The organism is Pseudomonas sp. PSKL.D1 (assembly GCF_028898945.1).
Taxonomy (GTDB): Bacteria; Pseudomonadota; Gammaproteobacteria; order Pseudomonadales; family Pseudomonadaceae; genus Aquipseudomonas.
In genome coordinates this window covers 4,930,228-4,948,699 of record NZ_CP118607.1, presented here as the reverse complement: position 1 = coordinate 4,948,699, position 18,472 = coordinate 4,930,228, and the positions used below count along the sequence as shown (strand labels likewise).

General features: G+C 63.4%; 15 protein-coding genes. 5 read left to right on the top strand and 10 right to left on the bottom strand.

From position 1 onward, the window contains the following. The first annotated feature begins 123 nt into the window (after positions 1 to 123). The 3 genes from ptsP to PVV54_RS22055 are packed head-to-tail and all read left to right on the top strand — an operon-like array spanning position 124 to position 5,645. Positions 124 to 2,976, top strand: coding sequence for a phosphoenolpyruvate--protein phosphotransferase (gene ptsP, locus PVV54_RS22065; RefSeq protein WP_274907265.1), 2,853 nt, complete (start codon positions 124 to 126; stop codon positions 2,974 to 2,976). Next, the gene (gene pfkB / locus PVV54_RS22060) at positions 2,977 to 3,924 is read left to right on the top strand and encodes a 1-phosphofructokinase (RefSeq protein ID WP_274907264.1); all 948 of its coding nucleotides are present in this window, start codon (positions 2,977 to 2,979) and stop codon (positions 3,922 to 3,924) included. Then, positions 3,921 to 5,645 (top strand): PTS fructose-like transporter subunit IIB, encoded by a 1,725-nt coding sequence (locus PVV54_RS22055; RefSeq protein ID WP_274907263.1) that lies wholly within the window; start codon positions 3,921 to 3,923, stop codon positions 5,643 to 5,645. Before pfkB ends, PVV54_RS22055 begins: the two co-directional genes overlap by 4 nt. Positions 5,646 to 5,651: 6 nt before the next feature. On the opposite strand, the gene PVV54_RS22050 is transcribed toward PVV54_RS22055, so the two are convergent. Next, on the bottom strand, positions 5,652 to 5,873 hold the full coding sequence (locus PVV54_RS22050; RefSeq protein WP_046616074.1) for a DUF3820 family protein: 222 nt from the start codon (positions 5,871 to 5,873) through the stop codon (positions 5,652 to 5,654). Positions 5,874 to 6,074: 201 nt separating this feature from the next. On the opposite strand from PVV54_RS22050, the gene PVV54_RS22045 reads away from it, so the two are divergent. Then, positions 6,075 to 6,551: a ferritin-like domain-containing protein gene (locus PVV54_RS22045; RefSeq protein WP_274907262.1), complete on the top strand. Its 477-nt coding sequence runs from the start codon at positions 6,075 to 6,077 to the stop codon at positions 6,549 to 6,551. On the opposite strand, the gene PVV54_RS22040 is transcribed toward PVV54_RS22045, so the two are convergent. The 7 genes from PVV54_RS22040 to PVV54_RS22010 all read right to left on the bottom strand — a co-directional run bounded on the left by PVV54_RS22040 (position 6,548) and on the right by PVV54_RS22010 (position 16,497). After that, on the bottom strand, positions 6,548 to 8,047 hold the full coding sequence (locus PVV54_RS22040; RefSeq protein WP_274907261.1) for a sensor domain-containing diguanylate cyclase: 1,500 nt from the start codon (positions 8,045 to 8,047) through the stop codon (positions 6,548 to 6,550). The genes PVV54_RS22045 and PVV54_RS22040 overlap by 4 nt on opposite strands. A 261-nt stretch (positions 8,048 to 8,308) precedes the next feature. Next, positions 8,309 to 9,646 (bottom strand): OprD family porin, encoded by a 1,338-nt coding sequence (locus tag PVV54_RS22035; protein ID WP_274907260.1) that lies wholly within the window; start codon positions 9,644 to 9,646, stop codon positions 8,309 to 8,311. Between the two features lie 204 nt (positions 9,647 to 9,850). After that, on the bottom strand, positions 9,851 to 10,072 hold the full coding sequence (locus PVV54_RS22030; RefSeq protein ID WP_274907259.1) for a hypothetical protein: 222 nt from the start codon (positions 10,070 to 10,072) through the stop codon (positions 9,851 to 9,853). Between the two features lie 131 nt (positions 10,073 to 10,203). Continuing rightward, complete coding sequence (locus PVV54_RS22025) at positions 10,204 to 11,586, bottom strand: heavy metal sensor histidine kinase (RefSeq protein ID WP_274907258.1); 1,383 nt, start codon at positions 11,584 to 11,586, stop codon at positions 10,204 to 10,206. Then, positions 11,561 to 12,235, bottom strand: a complete 675-nt coding sequence (locus PVV54_RS22020; protein WP_274907257.1) for a heavy metal response regulator transcription factor — start codon at positions 12,233 to 12,235, stop codon at positions 11,561 to 11,563. The genes PVV54_RS22025 and PVV54_RS22020 overlap by 26 nt, the downstream gene beginning before the upstream one ends. Before the next feature lie 9 nt (positions 12,236 to 12,244). Continuing rightward, the gene (locus PVV54_RS22015) at positions 12,245 to 15,337 is read right to left on the bottom strand and encodes a multidrug efflux RND transporter permease subunit (protein WP_274907256.1); all 3,093 of its coding nucleotides are present in this window, start codon (positions 15,335 to 15,337) and stop codon (positions 12,245 to 12,247) included. Then, entirely contained in the window at positions 15,334 to 16,497 is a 1,164-nt protein-coding gene (locus PVV54_RS22010; protein ID WP_274907255.1) for an efflux RND transporter periplasmic adaptor subunit, read from the bottom strand. The genes PVV54_RS22015 and PVV54_RS22010 overlap by 4 nt, the downstream gene beginning before the upstream one ends. A gap of 505 nt (positions 16,498 to 17,002) precedes the next feature. Here PVV54_RS22010 and PVV54_RS22005 point away from each other — a divergent pair. Next, positions 17,003 to 17,257, top strand: a complete 255-nt coding sequence (locus PVV54_RS22005) for a hypothetical protein (RefSeq protein ID WP_274907254.1) — start codon at positions 17,003 to 17,005, stop codon at positions 17,255 to 17,257. Positions 17,258 to 17,429: 172 nt separating this feature from the next. Here the strand turns inward: PVV54_RS22005 and PVV54_RS22000 are convergent, their stop codons facing one another. Beyond that, the gene (locus PVV54_RS22000) at positions 17,430 to 18,164 is read right to left on the bottom strand and encodes a YkgJ family cysteine cluster protein (RefSeq protein WP_274907253.1); all 735 of its coding nucleotides are present in this window, start codon (positions 18,162 to 18,164) and stop codon (positions 17,430 to 17,432) included. After that, positions 18,161 to 18,472 (bottom strand): hypothetical protein, encoded by a 312-nt coding sequence (locus PVV54_RS21995; RefSeq protein WP_274907252.1) that lies wholly within the window; start codon positions 18,470 to 18,472, stop codon positions 18,161 to 18,163. The genes PVV54_RS22000 and PVV54_RS21995 overlap by 4 nt, the downstream gene beginning before the upstream one ends.

The window sequence follows — 18,472 nt, the reverse complement described above, 5'->3', positions numbered from 1 at the left end:
TAAATTTTCTGCCCCGGCTGGCGGTTGCGCAAGCACGTCGAACTGGCTGTTTGCCTGAATTTCACAACAATACCTCAGTACCCGGCAATTCATCGCACGCAGGGGCTGCAAAAGGAGAAGGTCATGCTCGAGCTCGCAAAAGAGCAGATAGCCATGGGCCAGACGGCGGTCGATAAAGCCGAGGCATTGCGCCTGCTGGCTGATCGACTGGTGGCTGACGGCCTGGTCGCCGAAGGGTATCTGGAAGGGCTGCAGGCGCGCGAAGCGCAAGGCTCGACTTTCCTCGGTCAAGGCATCGCCATCCCCCACGGCACGCCGCAAACCCGCGATCTGGTGTTTGCCACCGGTGTGCGCCTGCTGCAGTTCCCCGAAGGCGTGGACTGGGGAGATGGCCAGATCGTGTACCTGGCCATCGGCATTGCCGCCCGCTCAGACGAGCACCTGCGCTTGCTGCAACTGCTGACCCGCGCCCTGGGCGAAACCGACCTTGCCGAGGCCCTGCGCAGGGCCGGCAGCGCCGAGGCGTTGCTCAAGCTGCTGCAAGGCGCGCCGCAGGAACTGGCGCTGGACGCCCAGCTTGTCGGCCTGAACCTGCCAGCAGAAGATTTCGACGAACTTGCCTGGCGCGGTGCACGCCTGCTGCAGCGTGCCGGTTGCGTCGACGGTGGCTTCGCCGCGGTGTTGCAACAGGCCGAGCCACTGCCACTGGGTGAAGGGTTGTGGTGGTTGCACAGCGAACGCCAGGTGCGCCAACCGGGGCTGGCTTTCATTACGCCGCAGCAACCGCTGCGCTATCGCGACCAGCCGCTGAACGGGCTGTTCTGCCTGGCTAGCCTGGGTGCCGCCCATCAGGCGTTGCTGGAGCGCCTGTGCGAGGTGCTGATCGAGGGCCGAGGGCAATCGTTGTACCAGGCCACCAGCAGCCGCGCGGTGCTTGAGGTATTGGGCGGCGAAGCGCCGGCCGATTGGCCCGGCGCACGCATTGCGCTGGCCAACCCCCATGGCCTGCATGCCCGCCCGGCAAAAGTACTGGCGCAGTTGGCCAAGGGCTTCGAGGGCGAGATTCGTGTGCGCGTGCTGGACAGCGCCCAGCCGGCTGTATCGGTGAAGAGCCTGAGCAAGTTGCTGAGCCTGGGCGCCCGGCGTGGCCAGGTGCTTGAACTGATTGCTGAACCGTCCATCGCCGCAGACGCATTGCCGGTTTTGATCGCGGCCATTGAGCAAGGCCTGGGTGAAGAGGTGGAGCCACTGCCTCAGGCCTGCGAACCTGTGGCCAGCCAGCCCGAGCAGGCATTGTTGGCGCCTGCAGCCGGCAGCCATGTTCAGGGGGTAAGTGCATCCCCCGGGATCGCCTACGGGCCGGCGCATGTGTGCGTCGAGCGCGAGATTGATTACCCGCTGCGCGGTGAGTCGGCGGGCCAGGAACGCGCCAGGCTGCGTGAGGCCCTGGCAGTAGTGAAAACGGAATTGCAAGCGCTGGTACAGCGAAGCGACAAGGCCATTGGCGAGATCTTCATCACCCATCAGGAAATGCTCGCCGACCCGGCCTTGGTCGATGATGTCGAGCTGCGCCTGGCTCAGGGCGAAAGCGCGGCGGCAGCCTGGATGGCAGTGATCGAGGCGGCCGCGCGCCAGCAAGAGGCCCTGCACGATGCTCTGCTGGCCGAGCGGGCTGCCGACCTGCGCGACATTGGCCGCCGCGTGCTGGCGCAATTGTGTGGCGTGCAGGCACAGGCCGAGCCTGAGCAGCCCTATGTGCTGGTGATGGGCGAAGTCGGCCCCTCCGACGTGGCCCGCCTGGACCCGGCCCGCGTAGCCGGTATCGTCACTGCCTATGGCGGCGCGACAGCCCACAGCGCGATTGTTGCCCGGGCCCTTGGCATTCCCGCCGTGGTGGGTGCTGGCCCGGCAATCCTGCTGTTGGCAGCTGGCACCCCGCTGTTGCTCGATGGCCAACGCGGGGTGGTAGACGTGGCGCCAGCGGCGGATGTGGTGCAACGTGCCCTGGCCGAGCGTGAGCAGCGCGATCAACGCCTGCAAGCCGCCTGGGCCAGTCGCCATGAACCCGCCATTACCCGCGATGGCCATGCCGTGGAGGTGTTTGCCAACATCGGTGAGAGCACGGGCATCGACAAGGTAGTGGAGCAGGGCGCCGAAGGCGTTGGCCTGCTGCGCACCGAACTGATCTTCATGGCCCACAGCCAGGCACCCGATGTGGCCACCCAGGAGGCCGAATACCGCCGCGTGCTCGACGGCCTTGGCGGGCGCCCCCTTGTGGTACGCACCCTTGATGTGGGCGGCGACAAACCCTTGCCCTACTGGCCAATCGCCGCCGAAGAGAACCCCTTCCTCGGTGTGCGCGGCGTACGCCTGACCTTGCAGCGGCCGCAGATCATGGAAGACCAGTTGCGAGCACTGCTGCGCGCTGCCGACCAACGCCCGCTACGCATCATGTTCCCAATGGTTGGCCAGGTGCATGAATGGCGGGAGGCGCGCGCAATGGTCGAGCGCCTGCGTGAAGAAACCCCGGTCGCCGACCTGCAAGTCGGGATCATGGTCGAGGTGCCATCCGCTGCCTTGCTGGCGCCGCAACTGGCCCGCGAAGTGGACTTTTTCAGCATCGGCACCAACGACCTGACCCAATACACACTGGCCATCGACCGTGGCCACCCGAGCCTGTCCGCCCAGGCCGACGGCCTGCATCCGTCGGTGCTGAGCCTGATCGACATGACCGTGCGCGCTGCCCATGCCGAAGGCAAGTGGGTGGGCGTGTGCGGCGAACTTGCCGCCGACCCGCAGGCCGTACCGGTATTGCTGGGCCTGGATGTGGACGAGCTGAGCGTGGCCGCCCGCAGCATTGCCGAAGTCAAAGCCCTGGTGCGCCAGGCTGATCATCAAACGGCCCGCGCCCTGGCGCGCGAGGCCTTGCAACAAGACAGCGCGGCAGCGGTACGCGCGCTGGTGGAGCGTTATTGAATGGCCAAGATCCTCACTCTCACCCTGAACCCGGCGCTGGACATCACGGTTGGGCTCGACACCCTGCGCCCCGGCCACGTCAACCGTAGCCAGGCCCAGCACAGCCACGCCGCGGGCAAGGGCCTGAACGTGGCCCAGGTGTTGGCCGACCTGGGCCACAGCGTCACCGTTGCCGGGTTTCTTGGCCGTGACAACCTGCAGCCGTTCGAGGCGCTGATCGAATGGCGCGGCTTTACCGACTGCTTTGTGCGCGTGGCAGGCGAAACGCGCAGCAACCTGAAGCTGGTCGAGGCTGATGGCCGGGTCACCGACATCAACGGCCAGGGGCCGGAAGTCGACGAGGCCGCACGCGTGGCCCTGATGCGTCTGCTAGAGCAGCAGGCTCCCGGGCATGATGCCGTGGTGGTGGCGGGCAGCTTGCCGCGTGGGGTCAGCCCGGATTGGTTCCGCCAGTTGCTCACGCAGCTGAAGAGGCAAGGCCTGAAGGTTGCTCTGGACACCAGCGGCGACGCGTTGCGCGCCGGGTTGCAAAGCGCGCCATGGCTGGTCAAACCGAATACCGAAGAGTTGGGCGAAGTCCTCGGCATGGCTGTGCCAAGTGCGGCGCAACAGCATGCTGCTGCCGGGCAGCTGCTGGCCACCGGGGTCGAACATGTTGTGGTTTCGGCAGGTGAGCAGGGCGTCAGCTGGTTTACCGCTGGCAGTGCACTGCGCGCGCAGCCGCCCAAGGTGAGGGTGGCGAGCACGGTGGGGGCAGGCGACTCGCTGGTGGCGGGCATGGTCCACGGTTTGTTGCTGGGTGAAGCCGCCGAGCAGACCTTGCGCCGCGCCACCGCCATCGCCGCCCAGGCCGTGACCCAGGTGGGGTTCGGCATTCGTGATCGCGAACAACTGACGCGCTTCGAAGCCGCCGTGCAACTGACAGAACAAGAAGAGGGTTGCCGATGAACATTGCCATCGTCACCGCCTGCCCTAACGGCCAGGTGTCGAGTGTGCTCAGTGCACGCCTGCTGTCGGCCGCGGCTCAGCGCCGCGGCTGGAAAACCTGCGTCGAGGTGCAGGATGCCGAGCATCCGGAGCGCCAACTGACGCCTGCGCAAATTGCCGAGGCCGATTGGGTGCTGGTGGTCAGCACCGGGCCGGTTGAGCTGTCCCGCTTTGCCGGCAAACCGTTGTACCAAAGCACCCCGGCGCAAGCGCTGGCTGACCGTGAAGGCTTCCTCGATGAGGCTGCCAGCAAGGCGCGGGTACAGTCGGATGTGCCGGTTAGCCAAGCCAGCGTGGCGACGCGCATCGTTGCGGTTACCGCTTGCCCGACCGGCGTGGCACACACCTTCATGGCTGCCGAGGCCTTGCAGCAGGCCGCGCAACAACAGGGCTACCAGCTTACCGTGGAAACCCAGGGCTCTGTGGGCGCGCGCAACCCGCTGTCGGCCCAGGCCATTGCCGAAGCCGATGTGGTGCTGCTGGCCGCTGACATCGAAGTGCCTACTGCCCGGTTTGCCGGCAAACGCATCTACCGCTGTGGCACCGGCATCGCCCTCAAGCAGGCGCGTGCAACGTTGGACAAGGCGCTGGCCGAGGCCAAGGTGGAAAGCGCAGCCGACGCTGCCAGTGCGCCAGCCAAGCCCGAAAAAAGTGGCGTCTACAAGCACTTGCTTACCGGCGTCTCATTCATGCTGCCGATGGTGGTGGCCGGTGGCTTGCTGATCGCCTTGTCGTTCGTTTTCGGCATCGAGGCGTACAAAGAGCCGGGCACGCTGCCAGCGGCGTTGATGCAGATTGGCGGCGAGGCGGCGTTCAAGCTGATGGTGCCGCTGCTGGCCGGTTACATCGCCTGGTCGATTGCCGACCGCCCCGGGCTGGCCCCGGGCATGATCGGCGGCTTGCTGGCCAGCACGCTGGGGGCCGGTTTCATTGGCGGTATCGTTGCGGGCTTTCTTGCCGGTTACAGCGCCAAGGCCATTGCCCGCTGGGCGCGGTTGCCCAGCAGCCTTGAGGCGCTCAAACCGATCCTGATCATTCCGCTACTGGCCAGCCTGTTCACGGGCCTGGTGATGATCTATGTGGTGGGTCAGCCGGTGGCGGCCATGCTCGAAGGCCTGACGCACTTTCTCGACAGCATGGGCACCACCAACGCCATTCTCCTTGGTCTGTTGCTGGGCGGCATGATGTGCGTCGACCTGGGCGGGCCGATCAACAAGGCGGCTTACGCGTTTTCGGTGGGGCTGCTGGCATCCTCCAGCTACGCCCCCATGGCCGCGACCATGGCGGCGGGCATGGTGCCGCCGATCGGCCTGGGCATCGCCACCTTCCTGGCCCGGCGCAAATTCGCCCAGAGCGAGCGCGAGGCGGGCAAGGCGGCGTTGGCGTTGGGGTTGTGCTTTATCTCTGAAGGCGCGATCCCGTTTGCCGCCAAAGACCCGCTGCGGGTGATCCCGGCGAGTATTGCCGGTGGCGCATTGACCGGCGCGCTGTCCATGTACTTTGGTTGCAAGCTGATGGCGCCGCACGGCGGGCTGTTCGTGCTGCTGATCCCGAATGCGATCAACCATGCGTTGCTGTACTTGTTGGCGATTGTGGCGGGCAGCCTGGTGACGGCGGTGGTGTATGCGGTGATCAAGAAGAGCGAGCGGGTGGAATTGGCGGTGGCACCGGTCAAGGGCTGACGGCCCTTACCGCCGGTGCTTTTGCCGCAACGGCACTAACAATTCGCCCAACCCGTTGTGGTCGATTTCATGCATCAACGCCAGCAACCCACCCAATTCACCCGCAGGGAACCCCTTGCGGGCAAACCACGCCAGGTAGTCCCCCGGCAAGTCGGCAATGATCCGCCCCTGATACTTGCCAAAGGGCATGGTGCGGGTCACCAGCAGTTCCAGGGTTTCCGGTTTCATTACGTTGGCCTGATCATCAAAAAGCGCTGACCATACTGCAATCTGCACGGGCGCCCAAGCGGCAATCATGCAGAACGCCGTTTGGAGCTGATTTACAGATACCTTTAACGCATTGATTTTAAATAAGTTATTTTTTGTTCCAGGCCTGGCATGAAGGCTGCTCCAGTAGAGATGACTATCACCTGCCTAGGAGTCAATGCCATGAGCAACCTGAACAAAGACGTGATCGACGTACTCAACGACCTCATCGAGTACAGCAAGGACGGCGAGAAGGGCTTCAAGGCCTCCGCCGATGACGTGAAAAACCCGGAGCTCAAGGCGTTCTTCGTGCAGCGTGCCGGCGAGTGTGCGGGTGCGGCGGCGGAACTGCAAAGTGAAGTGCGCCGCCTGGGCGGTGACCCGGAAACCTCTACCAGCATCAGCGGTGATTTGCACCGTGGTTGGGTCAACCTCAAGTCGTTGGTCACCGGCAAGGACGAGGAAGCGGTGCTCAACGAAGTGGAGCGCGGTGAAGACCATGCCCTCAAGGCTTACAAAGAGGCCCGCGAGAATCTGGTCAAGCTGGGCCGTGGTATCACGGACCCAAGCTATGCAATCGTCGAGAAGCAACTCCAGGGTGTTCAGCGCAATCACGACCAGGTAAAAGCCCTGCGCAACGCCGCGCGCGCCCGCTCTTAATCGCTTGGCCCTTCTACCCGGTTGCGGCCATTGGCCTTGGCCCGGTAGAGGGCTTCATCCGCCGCGCCCAGCAGGCCCGTCAGGTCTTGCTGGGTGCCGGGTGCATGTATGGCGATACCGATACTGACCGTTACTGAACGTACATCGTCCGCGAACGGCGCCAGTGCCTCCACGCTGGTACGAATGCGCTCTGCCAACAGCATCGCCCCTTCCAGCCCGGTTTCCGGCAAAATTACCTGGAATTCCTCACCGCCATAGCGTGCCGCCAGGTCTGCTGGGCGACGTATGCAGCGCTCCAGCGTTTTGGCCACCTCGCGCAGCGCATGGTCACCCCCGGCATGGCCATGGCGTTGGTTGAATGCCTTGAAGTGATCCACATCCACCATCAGCACGGCCAGCGGCTTGCGATTGCGTTGGGCGCGCGCCCATTCCTGGCGCAGTACCTGGTCCAGCCTGCGGCGGTTGGCCAGCCCGGTCAGGCTGTCGGTCGCAGCCAGTGTCGCCAGCCCTTTTTCCGCTTCGTGGCGGCGGCGCAGCTCCCGGCCCAACAGCAAGGTCAGCCAAAGAATGCCGATGCACAAGGTACCCGTAGCAACGCTGACCAGAATGGCCGTGCGCCGCCAGGACTGAAACACTTCGTCGGCAGAGTGTACCACCAGCACAATCAACGGCAGGTCGCCGACCTGGGCGAACGTGTACATGCGCTGAACGCCGCTGCCACTGCCGGAGTGTGCCGTGAAACTGCCACTGCGCTCACTCAGGATGCGTTTGAAGTTGGGCCGTTGGCTGTAATCGGTGCCGATCAGCGGCTGGCCGGGCAGCTCGGGCTGGCGCGCAAGCAATTGGCCTCGGGTGTTGAACAGGTTGATGCTGCTGTCATGGCCGATGTCCAGGCGTTGAAACAGCTCGCTGAAGTACGACAGCCGCAAGGCGCCTGCCGCCAGCCCGGCAAATTCACCCTGCGGGCCGGAAATACGCCGGCTGAAGCTGATGCACCAGTCCAGGTCGCCGAGCCGCGCCTTGAACGGTGGGCCGACCAACAAGCCAAGGTTGGGGTTGTGCACATGGGCCTGGAACACGCCGGTGTCGGCGAAGTTGGCCTTGCGTGGCACGATGCTGGTGGAATCGCCCACCACGTTGCCTTGTGCGTCCAGCCATAGCACGTCACCGCGTTTACGGTCGACGAACGCTTCGTTGAACAGCAGGCGTTGGCGCAGGGCGCTTGGTATTTCGGGCAGTTCCTTGCGCTGCACCGCCCAGATCAGCCCTTGCAGCGATTGGTCGTACAGCTCGGCATTGCGCAGGATGTCGCTTTCGATCAGCTGCACGATATTGTTGGAAGAGCGGATGGCTGACTCTTCGACGCTGCCCCGCTCGCGGGCCAGCAAGTAACTGACGATTGCCACGATCGCGAGCACGGCGAAGCAACTGCCCAGGGTGAGGATCAGCTCGGGGTGCGACCTGTAGAGTGATAGACGCGGTATTCGAGTGGGCATGCGCGCTACTGCTGAGGCAGGGCCATTTGCGGCGGCGACATTCTAGGGAAGTGGGGATTGTCGGACAAGATTTCTCCGACAGAATCACGTTTTGCTGCTGTGTGTGGGAGCGGCCTTGCCGGAGCGCCGGACCGGTCGGAAAGGGGTGCGTAGCGCCCCCATCGGTTGCAGCTTCGCAGCCGATATAGCCGGGGCTGCTGCGCAGCCCTTTCCGACCGGTCCGGCGCCCCGGCAAGGCCGCTCCCACAAGGGGCCAGTGAATCAGAACACGTTCAACGGATAATCCACGATCACGCGCAGTTCATCGTTGTCGGCATTGGTATCGATCGAGTCATACCCTTGGCCGCCACGGTGTGTGGCATAGCGCACCAGCACCGAAAGGTCCTTCAGGTTGCCTTCCTGGAACACGTACTTCACGTCCAGGTCGCGCTCCCAGTGCACGGCGTTCTTGCCGTCTGCCACGTAGTAGTAGCTGTAGTGTTCGTTGTTCTGGTCAGCCTTGGTCAGGTCTGCCTCACCGCGCGAGTACGAAACGGTGGTGCTCAGGCCCGGCATGCCGACGCCGGCAAAGTCATAGCCGTATTGCAGCTTCCACGACCGCTCGTTGGGGGCGTTGAAGTCTGAATACATGCGCGAGTTGTCCAGGTACACGCTGTCGCCCAGGTTGATGTAGTCGAACGGCGTGTTGCCGTTGACCCGCTGGTAGGCGGCGGTGACGCTGTGGTACCCGGCATTGACCGTGAAGTGCAGGCTGTAGGTGTTGTTGTCGATCTTGCCCAGCAGCGCCTGGCCGGTGTCCTGGGTGTGGTAGAAGTGTACGCCCGGGTTCAGGCTGACCAGGTCGTTGACCACGTAGGTGTAGTCGAAGTCCGCGTAGTACTGGTTCCAGATGTCTTTGAGTTCGGCGGCGTACAGGTTGGCGGTGATGTTTTCGGTACCGCTCCACGACGCGCCAGCCCAGTTCAGGTGCTTGCTCTTGTCGCCTTCATCCAGCAGGCCGTAGTACGTGTCGATACGGCGGTGGCCGCTCTGGTTGTACGGCTTGGTGAAGCTTACCTGGCCGCCTTCGAGCAACAGGCCGTCGATGCTGGTGTTGGTCAGGCTCACACCGCGGAAGGTCTGCGGCAGCATGCGGGTTTCACCGCCGGCAATCACCGGGTTGGTAAGGAACAGGTCACCGGCTTTCAGTTCGGTGTCGAACGCCTTGAGCTTCAGGGCCGCACCGGCGGTGGAGAACGAGTGCGGGGCTGCGCCCGGCTCACCGTCGTCCTTCACATGGGAGGGCAGGATGCTGGTGCCGGCATGGCCGCCACCGCCGTCGAGCTTCACGCCCAGCATGGCATGGGCGTCGAGGCCAAAGCCCACCACGCCTGGCGTGTAGCCGGACTCAAAACGGGCAACCGCACCCTGGCCCCACTCGCGCTTGTCGCGCACGCCAGTGCCGAGGTTGTTGCGGTTGAAGTAGGCATTGCGGAAATTCAGGTTGAACGACGAACCCTCGATAAAGCCATCAGCCTTGTCTTCATCTGCCTGGGCGGCGAACGGGATCGTTGCGGTCAATGCAATGAACAGCGGGGTAAAACGGAACGCGGAAGGCACCGGTACTAGCTCCTTTGGTCTGTCGGTGGGGCAGTTTTTATTTTTGAATGTGCAACTTTCTTGTTAGAGACGTAACGGCCTGGCTGATCGTTAAAGCACATAAAAAAAGCCGCTGATCGGCAGCGGCTTTAAAAGGCTAACATATCGGCACCGGCGGTGCCCATGGCGTAGCCAAGGGAAAACGGGAGCAGGTACGGCGCGCGATCAGCTATCGGCATTGGCGTCGTTGGCAACTTTTGAAGCAGTCTGTTCTGCGGCTTTGCCTGCGTCTGCCTGGTGGGCAACGGCGTCGCGGGCTTCCTGATGAACAGCGGCAAGTTCTGCGTTACGGGCGACGAAGGCCGGCGATTCTTCAGCCATGGCCAGGGGCGACAACAACAGGGAAGACAGAACGAAAACGCTGGCAATACCCATACTGTTGGACATTTTGAAACTACCTTCTTGCGGTGCAAGTGCTAATGAGGACGGGGGTAAAGTTAGCCCTTTCAGTGCCGGGGAAACAGCGTCCGGCGCGATAAGCACTGTTGCGCAAAAGGTAATTATTGAACATGACGCCCCTACACGGGCAGGCGTATGCCGAAGGTGTTGGCGCCTGCCTCGCTGCGTACGAACACATCACCGCCATGCATCAAGGCAATGGCTTTGACAATCGCCAGCCCCAGCCCATGGTTGCCGCCGCCGCTGTTGCTACGCGCCGCATCCACCCGATAAAAGCGTTCGAACAGCAGCGGCAGATGTTCGCCGTCGATGGCCGGCCCCGGGTTGCTCACGGCGATGCTGACCTGTTCCGGCCCCGCATCGATGTGCACCTGGATCACCTGGTTTGGCGCGGTGTGCTGCACGGCGTTGTTCAGCAGGTTGATCAGCGCCCGTCGCAGTTGAGCTTTTTCGATGGGCGCCTGGGCATCACCGCTGACGGTGACGCTGACTTGAGCGTCTTCAAGAATAAAGTCCAGATAGTCCAGCGTCGTGGCAACTTCTTCGGCCAGCGATACCTGGGTCAGCGCCGTGGCCTTGCTGCCCTGGTCGGCACTGGCGAGGAACAGCATGTCGTTGATGATGCTGCGCAGGCGTTCCAGCTCTTCAAGGTTGGATTGCAGCACCTCGAAGTAATGCTCGGCGCTGCGGCCCCGTGTAAGCGCAACTTGAGTCTGCCCGATCAGGTTGGTCAGCGGCGAACGCAGTTCGTGGGCAACATCGGCGTTGAATGCTTCCAGCCGCGAGTAGGCCTGGCTGACCCGGTCGAGGGCTGCGTTGAAGGCGCCGGCAAACTGCGCGAGTTCGGGGGCCAGGTTGTGCGTCTGCAGGCGGCCATCCAGGCGGGGTGGGGCCAGTGCCTGGGCTTCATTTGACAACGCCAGTAGCGGGCGCAGGCCGATACGCGCCACCCAGTAACCCAGTATCGAGGCCAACAGCACGCCCAGCGCGGCCAGGCCGACAATGGCCACCAGCAAACTGTGCTGGGCCTGCCAGAAGGTTTCGGTGTCGATGGCGATCAAGAATCGCAGCGGAGGGCGGTCACCCAGGGCAGGCAGTTCGCTGACCAGTACTTTGTAAGGGTAAGGGCGCTCTGGCAGGCGCAGGTCGCGCATGCCTTGCGGGCCTTCGGCAAAAGCACGCACCAGCTCGCTGGGGTGGCCGTACTCGAAGGCGGGGTTACTGCTGGTTACCCAGAAGCGAATGCGTTTGTCTTCTTCGCTCAGCAGGTTGAGCTTGTTGTTGATCTTGGCCCAGTGCTCGGGTGTGCCAAAGCGGTTGAGTGTGGATTCCAGCACGCTGTAACGCGCATCCAGCTCGGCGGCTGGCAGCAGATCGAGGCTGCGGTCGACCTGGCGGTACAGCGCTGAGCCGATCAGCACGAACACACCCAGCGCCACCAGGATGAACAGCGCCGACAGGCGCAGCGCAATGGAGTTAACCGGCACGGTTTTCCAGGACATAACCCATGCCTCGTATGGTGTGCAGCAGTTTGTTGTCGAATGGCCCGTCAAGCTTGGCGCGTAGGCGCTTGATGGCCACTTCCACCACATTGGCGTCGCTGTCGAAGTTTATGTCCCACACCAGCTCGGCGATGGCCGTCTTGGAGAGGATTTCGCCCTGGCGCCGGGCCAGTACGCTAAGCAGTGAAAACTCCTTGGCCGTCAGTTCCAGGCGTTGGCCTGCGCGGCTGGCCTTGCGCGCCATCAGGTCGATCCACAGGTCGCCCACCTGCACCTGCAAGGGCTCATGGGTACTGCTGCGGCGCGTCAGGGCCTGCAGGCGGGCGACCAGTTCAAGGAACGAGAACGGTTTGCCCAGGTAGTCGTCGGCCCCTTCGCGCAGGCCGTGAATGCGGTCTTCCACACGCTCGCGGGCGGTGAGCATGATCACCGGCGTTTGCTTGCGTGCACGCAGCGCGCGCAGCACCCCATAGCCGTCCAGGCCGGGCAGCATCACATCAAGCACGATCACCGCATAGTCGCCCTCCAGCGCCAGGTGCAGGCCATCGATACCATCGCGCGCAAGGTCCACGGTGAACCCTTGCTCGCTCAGGCCGCGATGCAGGTAGTCGGCGGTTTTTTCTTCGTCTTCGATGATCAGCACACGCATGGTCTTGCCTCAACTGGTACTTGGCGCGGCCGCCGGGGCGGCCTGGCGGCGATGGAACAGGCGCTCCAGGGCCAAGTATATGACCGGGGTGGTGAACAGCGTCAGGGCCTGGCTCACCAACAAGCCGCCCACGACCGCGATACCCAGCGGCTGGCGCAGTTCGGCACCGGCGCCGAAGCCGAACATCAGCGGCACCGCGCCGAGCAGGGCGGCCAGGGTGGTCATGATGATCGGCCGGAAGCGCGTGAGGCACGCCTGATGGATAGCCTGCTCGGGCGTCAGGCCGCGGTGGCGCTGGGCCTCCAGGGCAAAATCGATGAGCAGAATGCCGTTCTTCTTGACGATACCGATCAGCAGCACCACGCCGATCAGGCCCATGATGCTGAAGTCCTGCCCCATGGCCCATAGCAGAATCAGCGCACCCAGGCCCGCCGAGGGCAGGGTGGAGATGATCGTCAGCGGGTGAACGAAGCTCTCGTAGAGCACGCCCAGGATGATGTACACCGCCACCAGCGCTGCAAGGATCAGCCACGGTTGGCTCGACAGCGAACTCTGAAACGCTTGCGCCGCCCCCTGGAAGTTGCCGCTGATCGAGTCGGGCATGCCCAGCTCACGCTGGGTACGTTCGAGGATTTTTACCGCATCGCCCAGCGCCACGCCGGGGGCCAGGTTGAACGACAGGTTGGCGGCCGGGAACAGGCCGTCATGGCTGATCGACAGCGGCCCGGTGCTGGGCGGCGCCACGTGGGCAAGTGCCGACAGCGGCACCATCTCGTTGGTCAGCGGCGAGCGCAGGTAGAAGAAGTTCAGGCTCTCGGCCTTGCCGCGCTGCTGGGCGTCCAGTTCGAGGATTACCTTGTACTGGTTGGTTTCGGTCTGGAATTCGCTGATCTGCCGCTGGCCGAAGGCGTCGTACAGCGCCTGGTCGACGTCGGTGGTGGTCAGGCCAAAGCGTGCCGCGGCCTGGCGGTCGATGTCGATGCGGGTGACGCTGGCGCCCAGTTGCAGGTCGTTGGACAGGTCACGGAAGGCCGGGTTTTCCCGCAGGCGGTCGGTCAGGCGTTGGGTCCACAGGTTCAGTGCCACGCCGTCGTTGCTCTTGAGCACGTACTGGTACTGCGTGCGCGATGGCCCCGAGCTGAGGTTGATGTCCTGGCCGGCACGCATGTACAGAACGATGCCCGGCACCTGGGCCAGCTTGGGCCGCAGCCGGTCGATGAACTCGCTGGCCGACACATCGCGCTCGCCACGGGGCTTGAGGGCGATCCAGAAGCGGCCGTTGGCGATGGTCTGGTTGCTGCCGGTGACACCCACCGAATGGGAGAAGGCTTTCACGGCCGGGTCTGCTTCGATGATTTTTGCCAGGGCCAGGTGTTTTTCGACCATCGACGGGTAGGACACATCCGCAGCAGCCTCGGTGGTGCCGAGGATGAAACCGGTGTCCTGCAGCGGGAAGAAGCCCTTGGGGATTGCCACGTAGCCCGCGACCGCAAGTGCCAGCGTCAGCCCGAAGATGCCAAGGGTCAGGCGCTGGTGGGCGAGGGCGCGGTCCAGGCCCTTTTCGTACCACTTGACCAGCCGCTCGCCAAACCCGCCATGCTGTTCTTTGGGAGGGCGACGCATGAACAGGGCGCACAGGGTTGGCGCCAGGGTCAGCGACACCACCACCGAAATCAGGATTGTGGCCGTGGCGGTCAAGGCAAACTCCTTGAACAGCCGGCCCACAACGCCGCCCATGAACAGCAGCGGGATGAACGCGGCAATCAGCGAGAAGCTGATCGATACCACGGTGAAACCGATCTCGCCGGCGCCTTTGAGCGCGGCGGTGCGGCTGTCGTCGCCCGCTTCCAGATGCCGGTGGATGTTTTCCACCACCACGATGGCGTCGTCCACCACAAAGCCCACGGCAATGACGATGGCCACCAGCGTCAGGTTGTTCAGGCTGAAGCCGAATACGTACATCAGCGCGCAAGTGGCGATCAGCGACACGCCCAGCACGCTCGACACCACCAGAGTGGCCGACCACTGGCGCAGGAACAGCGCCATCACCCCGATCACCAGCACCACGGCGATCATCAGCGTCAGCTCTACCTCATGCAGCGATGCGCGAATGGTCTGGGTGCGGTCCTGCAGTACCGACACTTCAACCGACGCCGGCAGCATTTCCTGCAGTTTGGGCAATGCGGCCAGCACGCGGTCCACGGTGTCGACGATGTTGGCGCCGGGTTGGCGGAACACCACCAGGTTCAGCCCCGGCTGGTTGCCGGACCAGGCTTTGACGTAGGCGTTCTCCGCGCCGTTGATCACCTTGGCCACGTCCTGCAGGTGCACCGGGGCGCCGTTGCGGTACGAAACGATGAGCTTGGCGTAGTCCTCGGGGTGGAACAGCTGATCGTTGGCGGCGATGGTCGACACGCTGTGTTCGCCGTACAACGCACCCTTGGCCAGGTTAAGGCTGGTTTGCTGGATGGCCTGGCGCAGGTCGGCCAGGGTCAGGCCGATGGCTGCCAGCTTCTCGGGTTGGGCTTGCACGCGAATGGCCGGGCGCAATTGCCCGGTGATGTTGATCAGGCCGACGCCTTCGATCTGGCTCAACTGCCGTGCCAGCAGGGTTTCGGCGTAGTCGCTCAGGTCATTGCCAGGCATTTGCGAGGAGCTGACGGTCAATACCAGCACGGGGCTGTCGGCCGGGTTGACCTTGCGCCAGGTCGGCGGGTTGGGCAGGTCCTGTGGCAGGCGCGCGGTGGCGGTGTTGATGGCCGCCTGTACTTCCTGTGCGGCGGTGTCGATGTTCTTGTCGAGGGTGAATTGCAGAATCAGCGTGGTCGAGCCCAGCGCGCTGCTGCTGGTCATCTGGGTCATGCCGGGGATGGCGCTGAACTGCACCTCAAGTGGCGTGGCCACCGATGAGGCCATGGTTTCCGGGCTGGCGCCGGGCAGTTGGGCGGTTACCTGAATGGTCGGGAAGTCTGCCTCGGGCAGCGGCGCCACCGGCAGGCGCGGGAAGGCGATGGCCCCTAGCAACACCAGCGCGAAGGTCAGCAGCAGGGTGGCGATGGGGTGGTCGATGCACCAGGCGGATACGCCGTTGCGGGTATTCATGGCTGGCTCCGGCGGTCGGCCATTTCCGCGGGTGGCGGTGCATCGGTTGCCACCTCCACTTTAGCGCCCGGCTTGAGCCGCGACTGGCCGTCGAGTACCAGTTTTTCGCCCGGTTTGACCCCGGCAATGATATTCAGCCCGCTGTCCTGATACAGCACTTTGACTGGCACGCTGGTGACCTTGTCGCCGTCCAGTCGGTACACGAAATGCCCGTCGACGCCCCGTTGCACCACTGGTGGCGGCACCACCAGCGCGTTCTCGTCCATAGCGGTGCGCAGGCGAATGGTGACCAGCTGGCCCGGCCACAGGCGGCCGTCCTTGTTGTCGAACTCGGCCTTTACGCGCACGGTGCCGGTGTTGGCCGAGATCTGGTTGTCGATCAGTGCCAGGTGGCCCGTGCCCAGCGGGTTGCGTTCGCCGTCGGCGTCCATGAAGGCCTCCACCTGCGCCGGGGTGGGCGCCTTGAGCAGGCTTTGCAGGGTTGGCAGCATTTGCTGGGGCAGCGAGAACTCCACGGCAATCGGGTCGATCTGGGTGACGCTGAACAGGCTTTGGGTGTCGCTGGTGCGCACCAGGTTGCCGGGGTCGACGTTGCGGATGCCCACGCGGCCTGTCACTGGTGAGCGAATTTGAGTGTAGGAAAGCTGCACCTCGGCATTGGCGATGGCGGCCTGGTTACCTTTGACCGTAGCTTGCAGCTGGTTGACCAGCGCCTGTTGCTGGTCGAGGGTCTGTTTTGATACGCCATCATCGGTGGCGAGCAGGCGGTAGCGCTTGAGGTCTACGCCGGCCACCTGGATTTGCGCCTGGCTTTGCCCCAGTTGTGCGCGGGCCTGGTCGAGGGTGGCGCGGATGGCGCGGTCGTCCAGGGTGGCGAGCAGGTCGCCTTCTTTGACCCATTGGCCTTCCTTGACCAGCACCTGGGTCAGCACGCCCTCGACTTGCGGGCGGATTTCCACGCTGTGCAGTGACAATACCGAGCCGATGGCGCTGGCGTAGCGTGGTACATCCTGCTGGGCGACGCTGACCACGCGTACCGGGATGGCGGTTTGGGTGCGGGCAGCGGGTGCCTGCTGGCGTTGGCTGTACCAGATGCCAGATGCCACCAGTGCGAGCAGTACGACGGCGGCGAGAAGAAGAGGGCGGGACGGACGTCGCATCGGGACGGGCACCTTGGGTACTGGGGGCTTTAGATCAGTTTATAGCGCCGGGATCGGGTCGGGAGCGTGACGGCTGGCTGACAGCGGTGACAGGTTGGGGTGTTCGCCTTGGGATGTTTGTTGTCTGTGAGATCGAGCGCCGCCCGCGCGGCGCGCGATCTACGCGCCATCATAAATCCCCAGCCAGGCACCTGTAAGACATTTCCGAATCTGAAACCAAATGCTTCAGAAACGTATACCTGACGAATTATCCTACGCAACGTGTCGAATGCCGTCTGATAGGCAAACCATTACCTCGCAGTTAACTTCGCGGTTCGCCCAAAAGGCGAGCGAGTGTGAGAACTCGTTGTTGGTAGTCGGCCGTTTCTATGGCAGCTGTGCGCGTGCAGGCTTCGGTCTGACCGTGGTGACTCCAACACGGGCTTCTCACCTCGCGCACGGCTGCCACCCTAATCTGTGAGAAGGATCGAGGTGGTTGCTCTTTTGAATGCCATTGGAGTTGATCATGAAAAAGCTCGTACCTGACCCACCGCCCCAATACCCCGTCCCCTACATCTCAATCATCGCCGACCTCTCCCACAAAGACGCCTTCCAGCACGCCACCACGTTGATGGACAGCCTCTCAAACACCATCCAGCTCTACCTGAACACCGAAGCCGAAGACCAGCGCAATGTCGTTCTGGAAAACCTCGGCATCCTGACCGAGTTGCTCAGGGCATTGTTCGCCCATATGGCCGCCAGGGAGGTCGGGCATGGGTAACGATATGGAACTGGGTTTGAATCGCGGCGGGTGATTGGCATGGCTTACGCAAATCCTGTAGGAGCGGATTTACCGAAACGTCGGACCGCCGCGAAGCAGCCGCCGCGGTGGATGGCACCGGCTTTGCCGGTGATCGCGGCTGAAGCCGCTCCTACAGGGAATGTGAGAGCCTTCAGAAACCGATAAAGGCGTAGTAGACAGGGGCTTGTGCGGTGGTCATCAGCCCCAGCGCCTGCAGGCCTGTCACCAACTCTGTGCGCTCCACGTGGAGCGTCCAGTCAGCGCCATCATTTGCGAGCACTTGCGACAACGCCCCCGCAAACGCCGCCATGTCCGGCAAATAGGCCGTAAAGCCATTGCCCTTCAACGCACTGGTCGTCATCCCCAGTGCCTGACAAACCGCAACCTTGGCCGCAATGTCGTCCCGGTCTGCCTGGCGCGATGCCTCAACCAGCGCCAACAACGTTCTATCCACAGGCAAAGAACCAACAATCAATTTCGGCCCCTGCTCCCAGGCCTCGGGCGGGCAGTCCTTGTTCTCGGGCCGCAGCGGAATGTGCGGGTTGATCTCCACCGGGTAAATCCGGCAGACCAACGGGCGGGCTTCGTAAATGGTGCACAGGTCGTTGTCGTCGAGGTTGCGGCAACGCCCGGGGTTGAATGCGGCAAAGGTCACCGAAACATTTACCTCGCCCAGTCCGCAGGAAACCGGGTGCGAGCGACGCAGCACATGTTCGCGCTGATCCACAGGCATGCCAGGGCCATCGACCACGAACGCTTCGATCAGCACCACGACCTGGCCACCGTTGGCCGCCCACTGGCGCGACTCGTCCAGCGTCAACGGCACATGGTGCCCGGTGCAGCACTTGCCACAACCGGTACAGGCAAAACGCAGGCTATCGTTCACTTTGCGCCGGGCGCCCATTCGCTGACGAAGGCCTTTTGCTGCTTGCGGTCGTACAGGCACAATTCGGTGCCGCTGCGACCCTGCATGTGCTTCTGTGGATAAACACCTTCGACCAGCAGGGCGCTGAAACCGACCTGGTCATCGAACTCTGCGGGCTTGCCAAGAGCATGGGCATTTTTGAACTGGCTGGCGGCGAGGCATTCCTTGACCATCTGCTGGCGCTGTTCATTCCAGGCCTGGCTGCTGGAGGCCTGGGCGGCGCCGCTGAACAGGGCGCAGGCAATCAGGATAGAACTGTAAAACTTCAT

What these genes read in the sequence shown, in the direction of transcription:
- ptsP (WP_274907265.1), top strand. Translation starts at nt 124, where the DNA reads ATGCTCGAGCTCGCAAAAGAGCAGATAGCCATGGGCCAGACGGCGGTC.
- pfkB (WP_274907264.1), top strand. Translation starts at nt 2,977, where the DNA reads ATGGCCAAGATCCTCACTCTCACCCTGAACCCGGCGCTGGACATCACG.
- PVV54_RS22055 (WP_274907263.1), top strand. Translation starts at nt 3,921, where the DNA reads ATGAACATTGCCATCGTCACCGCCTGCCCTAACGGCCAGGTGTCGAGT.
- PVV54_RS22050 (WP_046616074.1), bottom strand. Translation starts at nt 5,873, where the DNA reads ATGAAACCGGAAACCCTGGAACTGCTGGTGACCCGCACCATGCCCTTT.
- PVV54_RS22045 (WP_274907262.1), top strand. Translation starts at nt 6,075, where the DNA reads ATGAGCAACCTGAACAAAGACGTGATCGACGTACTCAACGACCTCATC.
- PVV54_RS22040 (WP_274907261.1), bottom strand. Translation starts at nt 8,047, where the DNA reads ATGCCCACTCGAATACCGCGTCTATCACTCTACAGGTCGCACCCCGAG.
- PVV54_RS22030 (WP_274907259.1), bottom strand. Translation starts at nt 10,072, where the DNA reads ATGTCCAACAGTATGGGTATTGCCAGCGTTTTCGTTCTGTCTTCCCTG.
- PVV54_RS22025 (WP_274907258.1), bottom strand. Translation starts at nt 11,586, where the DNA reads ATGTCCTGGAAAACCGTGCCGGTTAACTCCATTGCGCTGCGCCTGTCG.
- PVV54_RS22020 (WP_274907257.1), bottom strand. Translation starts at nt 12,235, where the DNA reads ATGCGTGTGCTGATCATCGAAGACGAAGAAAAAACCGCCGACTACCTG.
- PVV54_RS22015 (WP_274907256.1), bottom strand. Translation starts at nt 15,337, where the DNA reads ATGAATACCCGCAACGGCGTATCCGCCTGGTGCATCGACCACCCCATC.
- PVV54_RS22010 (WP_274907255.1), bottom strand. Translation starts at nt 16,497, where the DNA reads ATGCGACGTCCGTCCCGCCCTCTTCTTCTCGCCGCCGTCGTACTGCTC.
- PVV54_RS22005 (WP_274907254.1), top strand. Translation starts at nt 17,003, where the DNA reads ATGAAAAAGCTCGTACCTGACCCACCGCCCCAATACCCCGTCCCCTAC.
- PVV54_RS21995 (WP_274907252.1), bottom strand. Translation starts at nt 18,472, where the DNA reads ATGAAGTTTTACAGTTCTATCCTGATTGCCTGCGCCCTGTTCAGCGGC.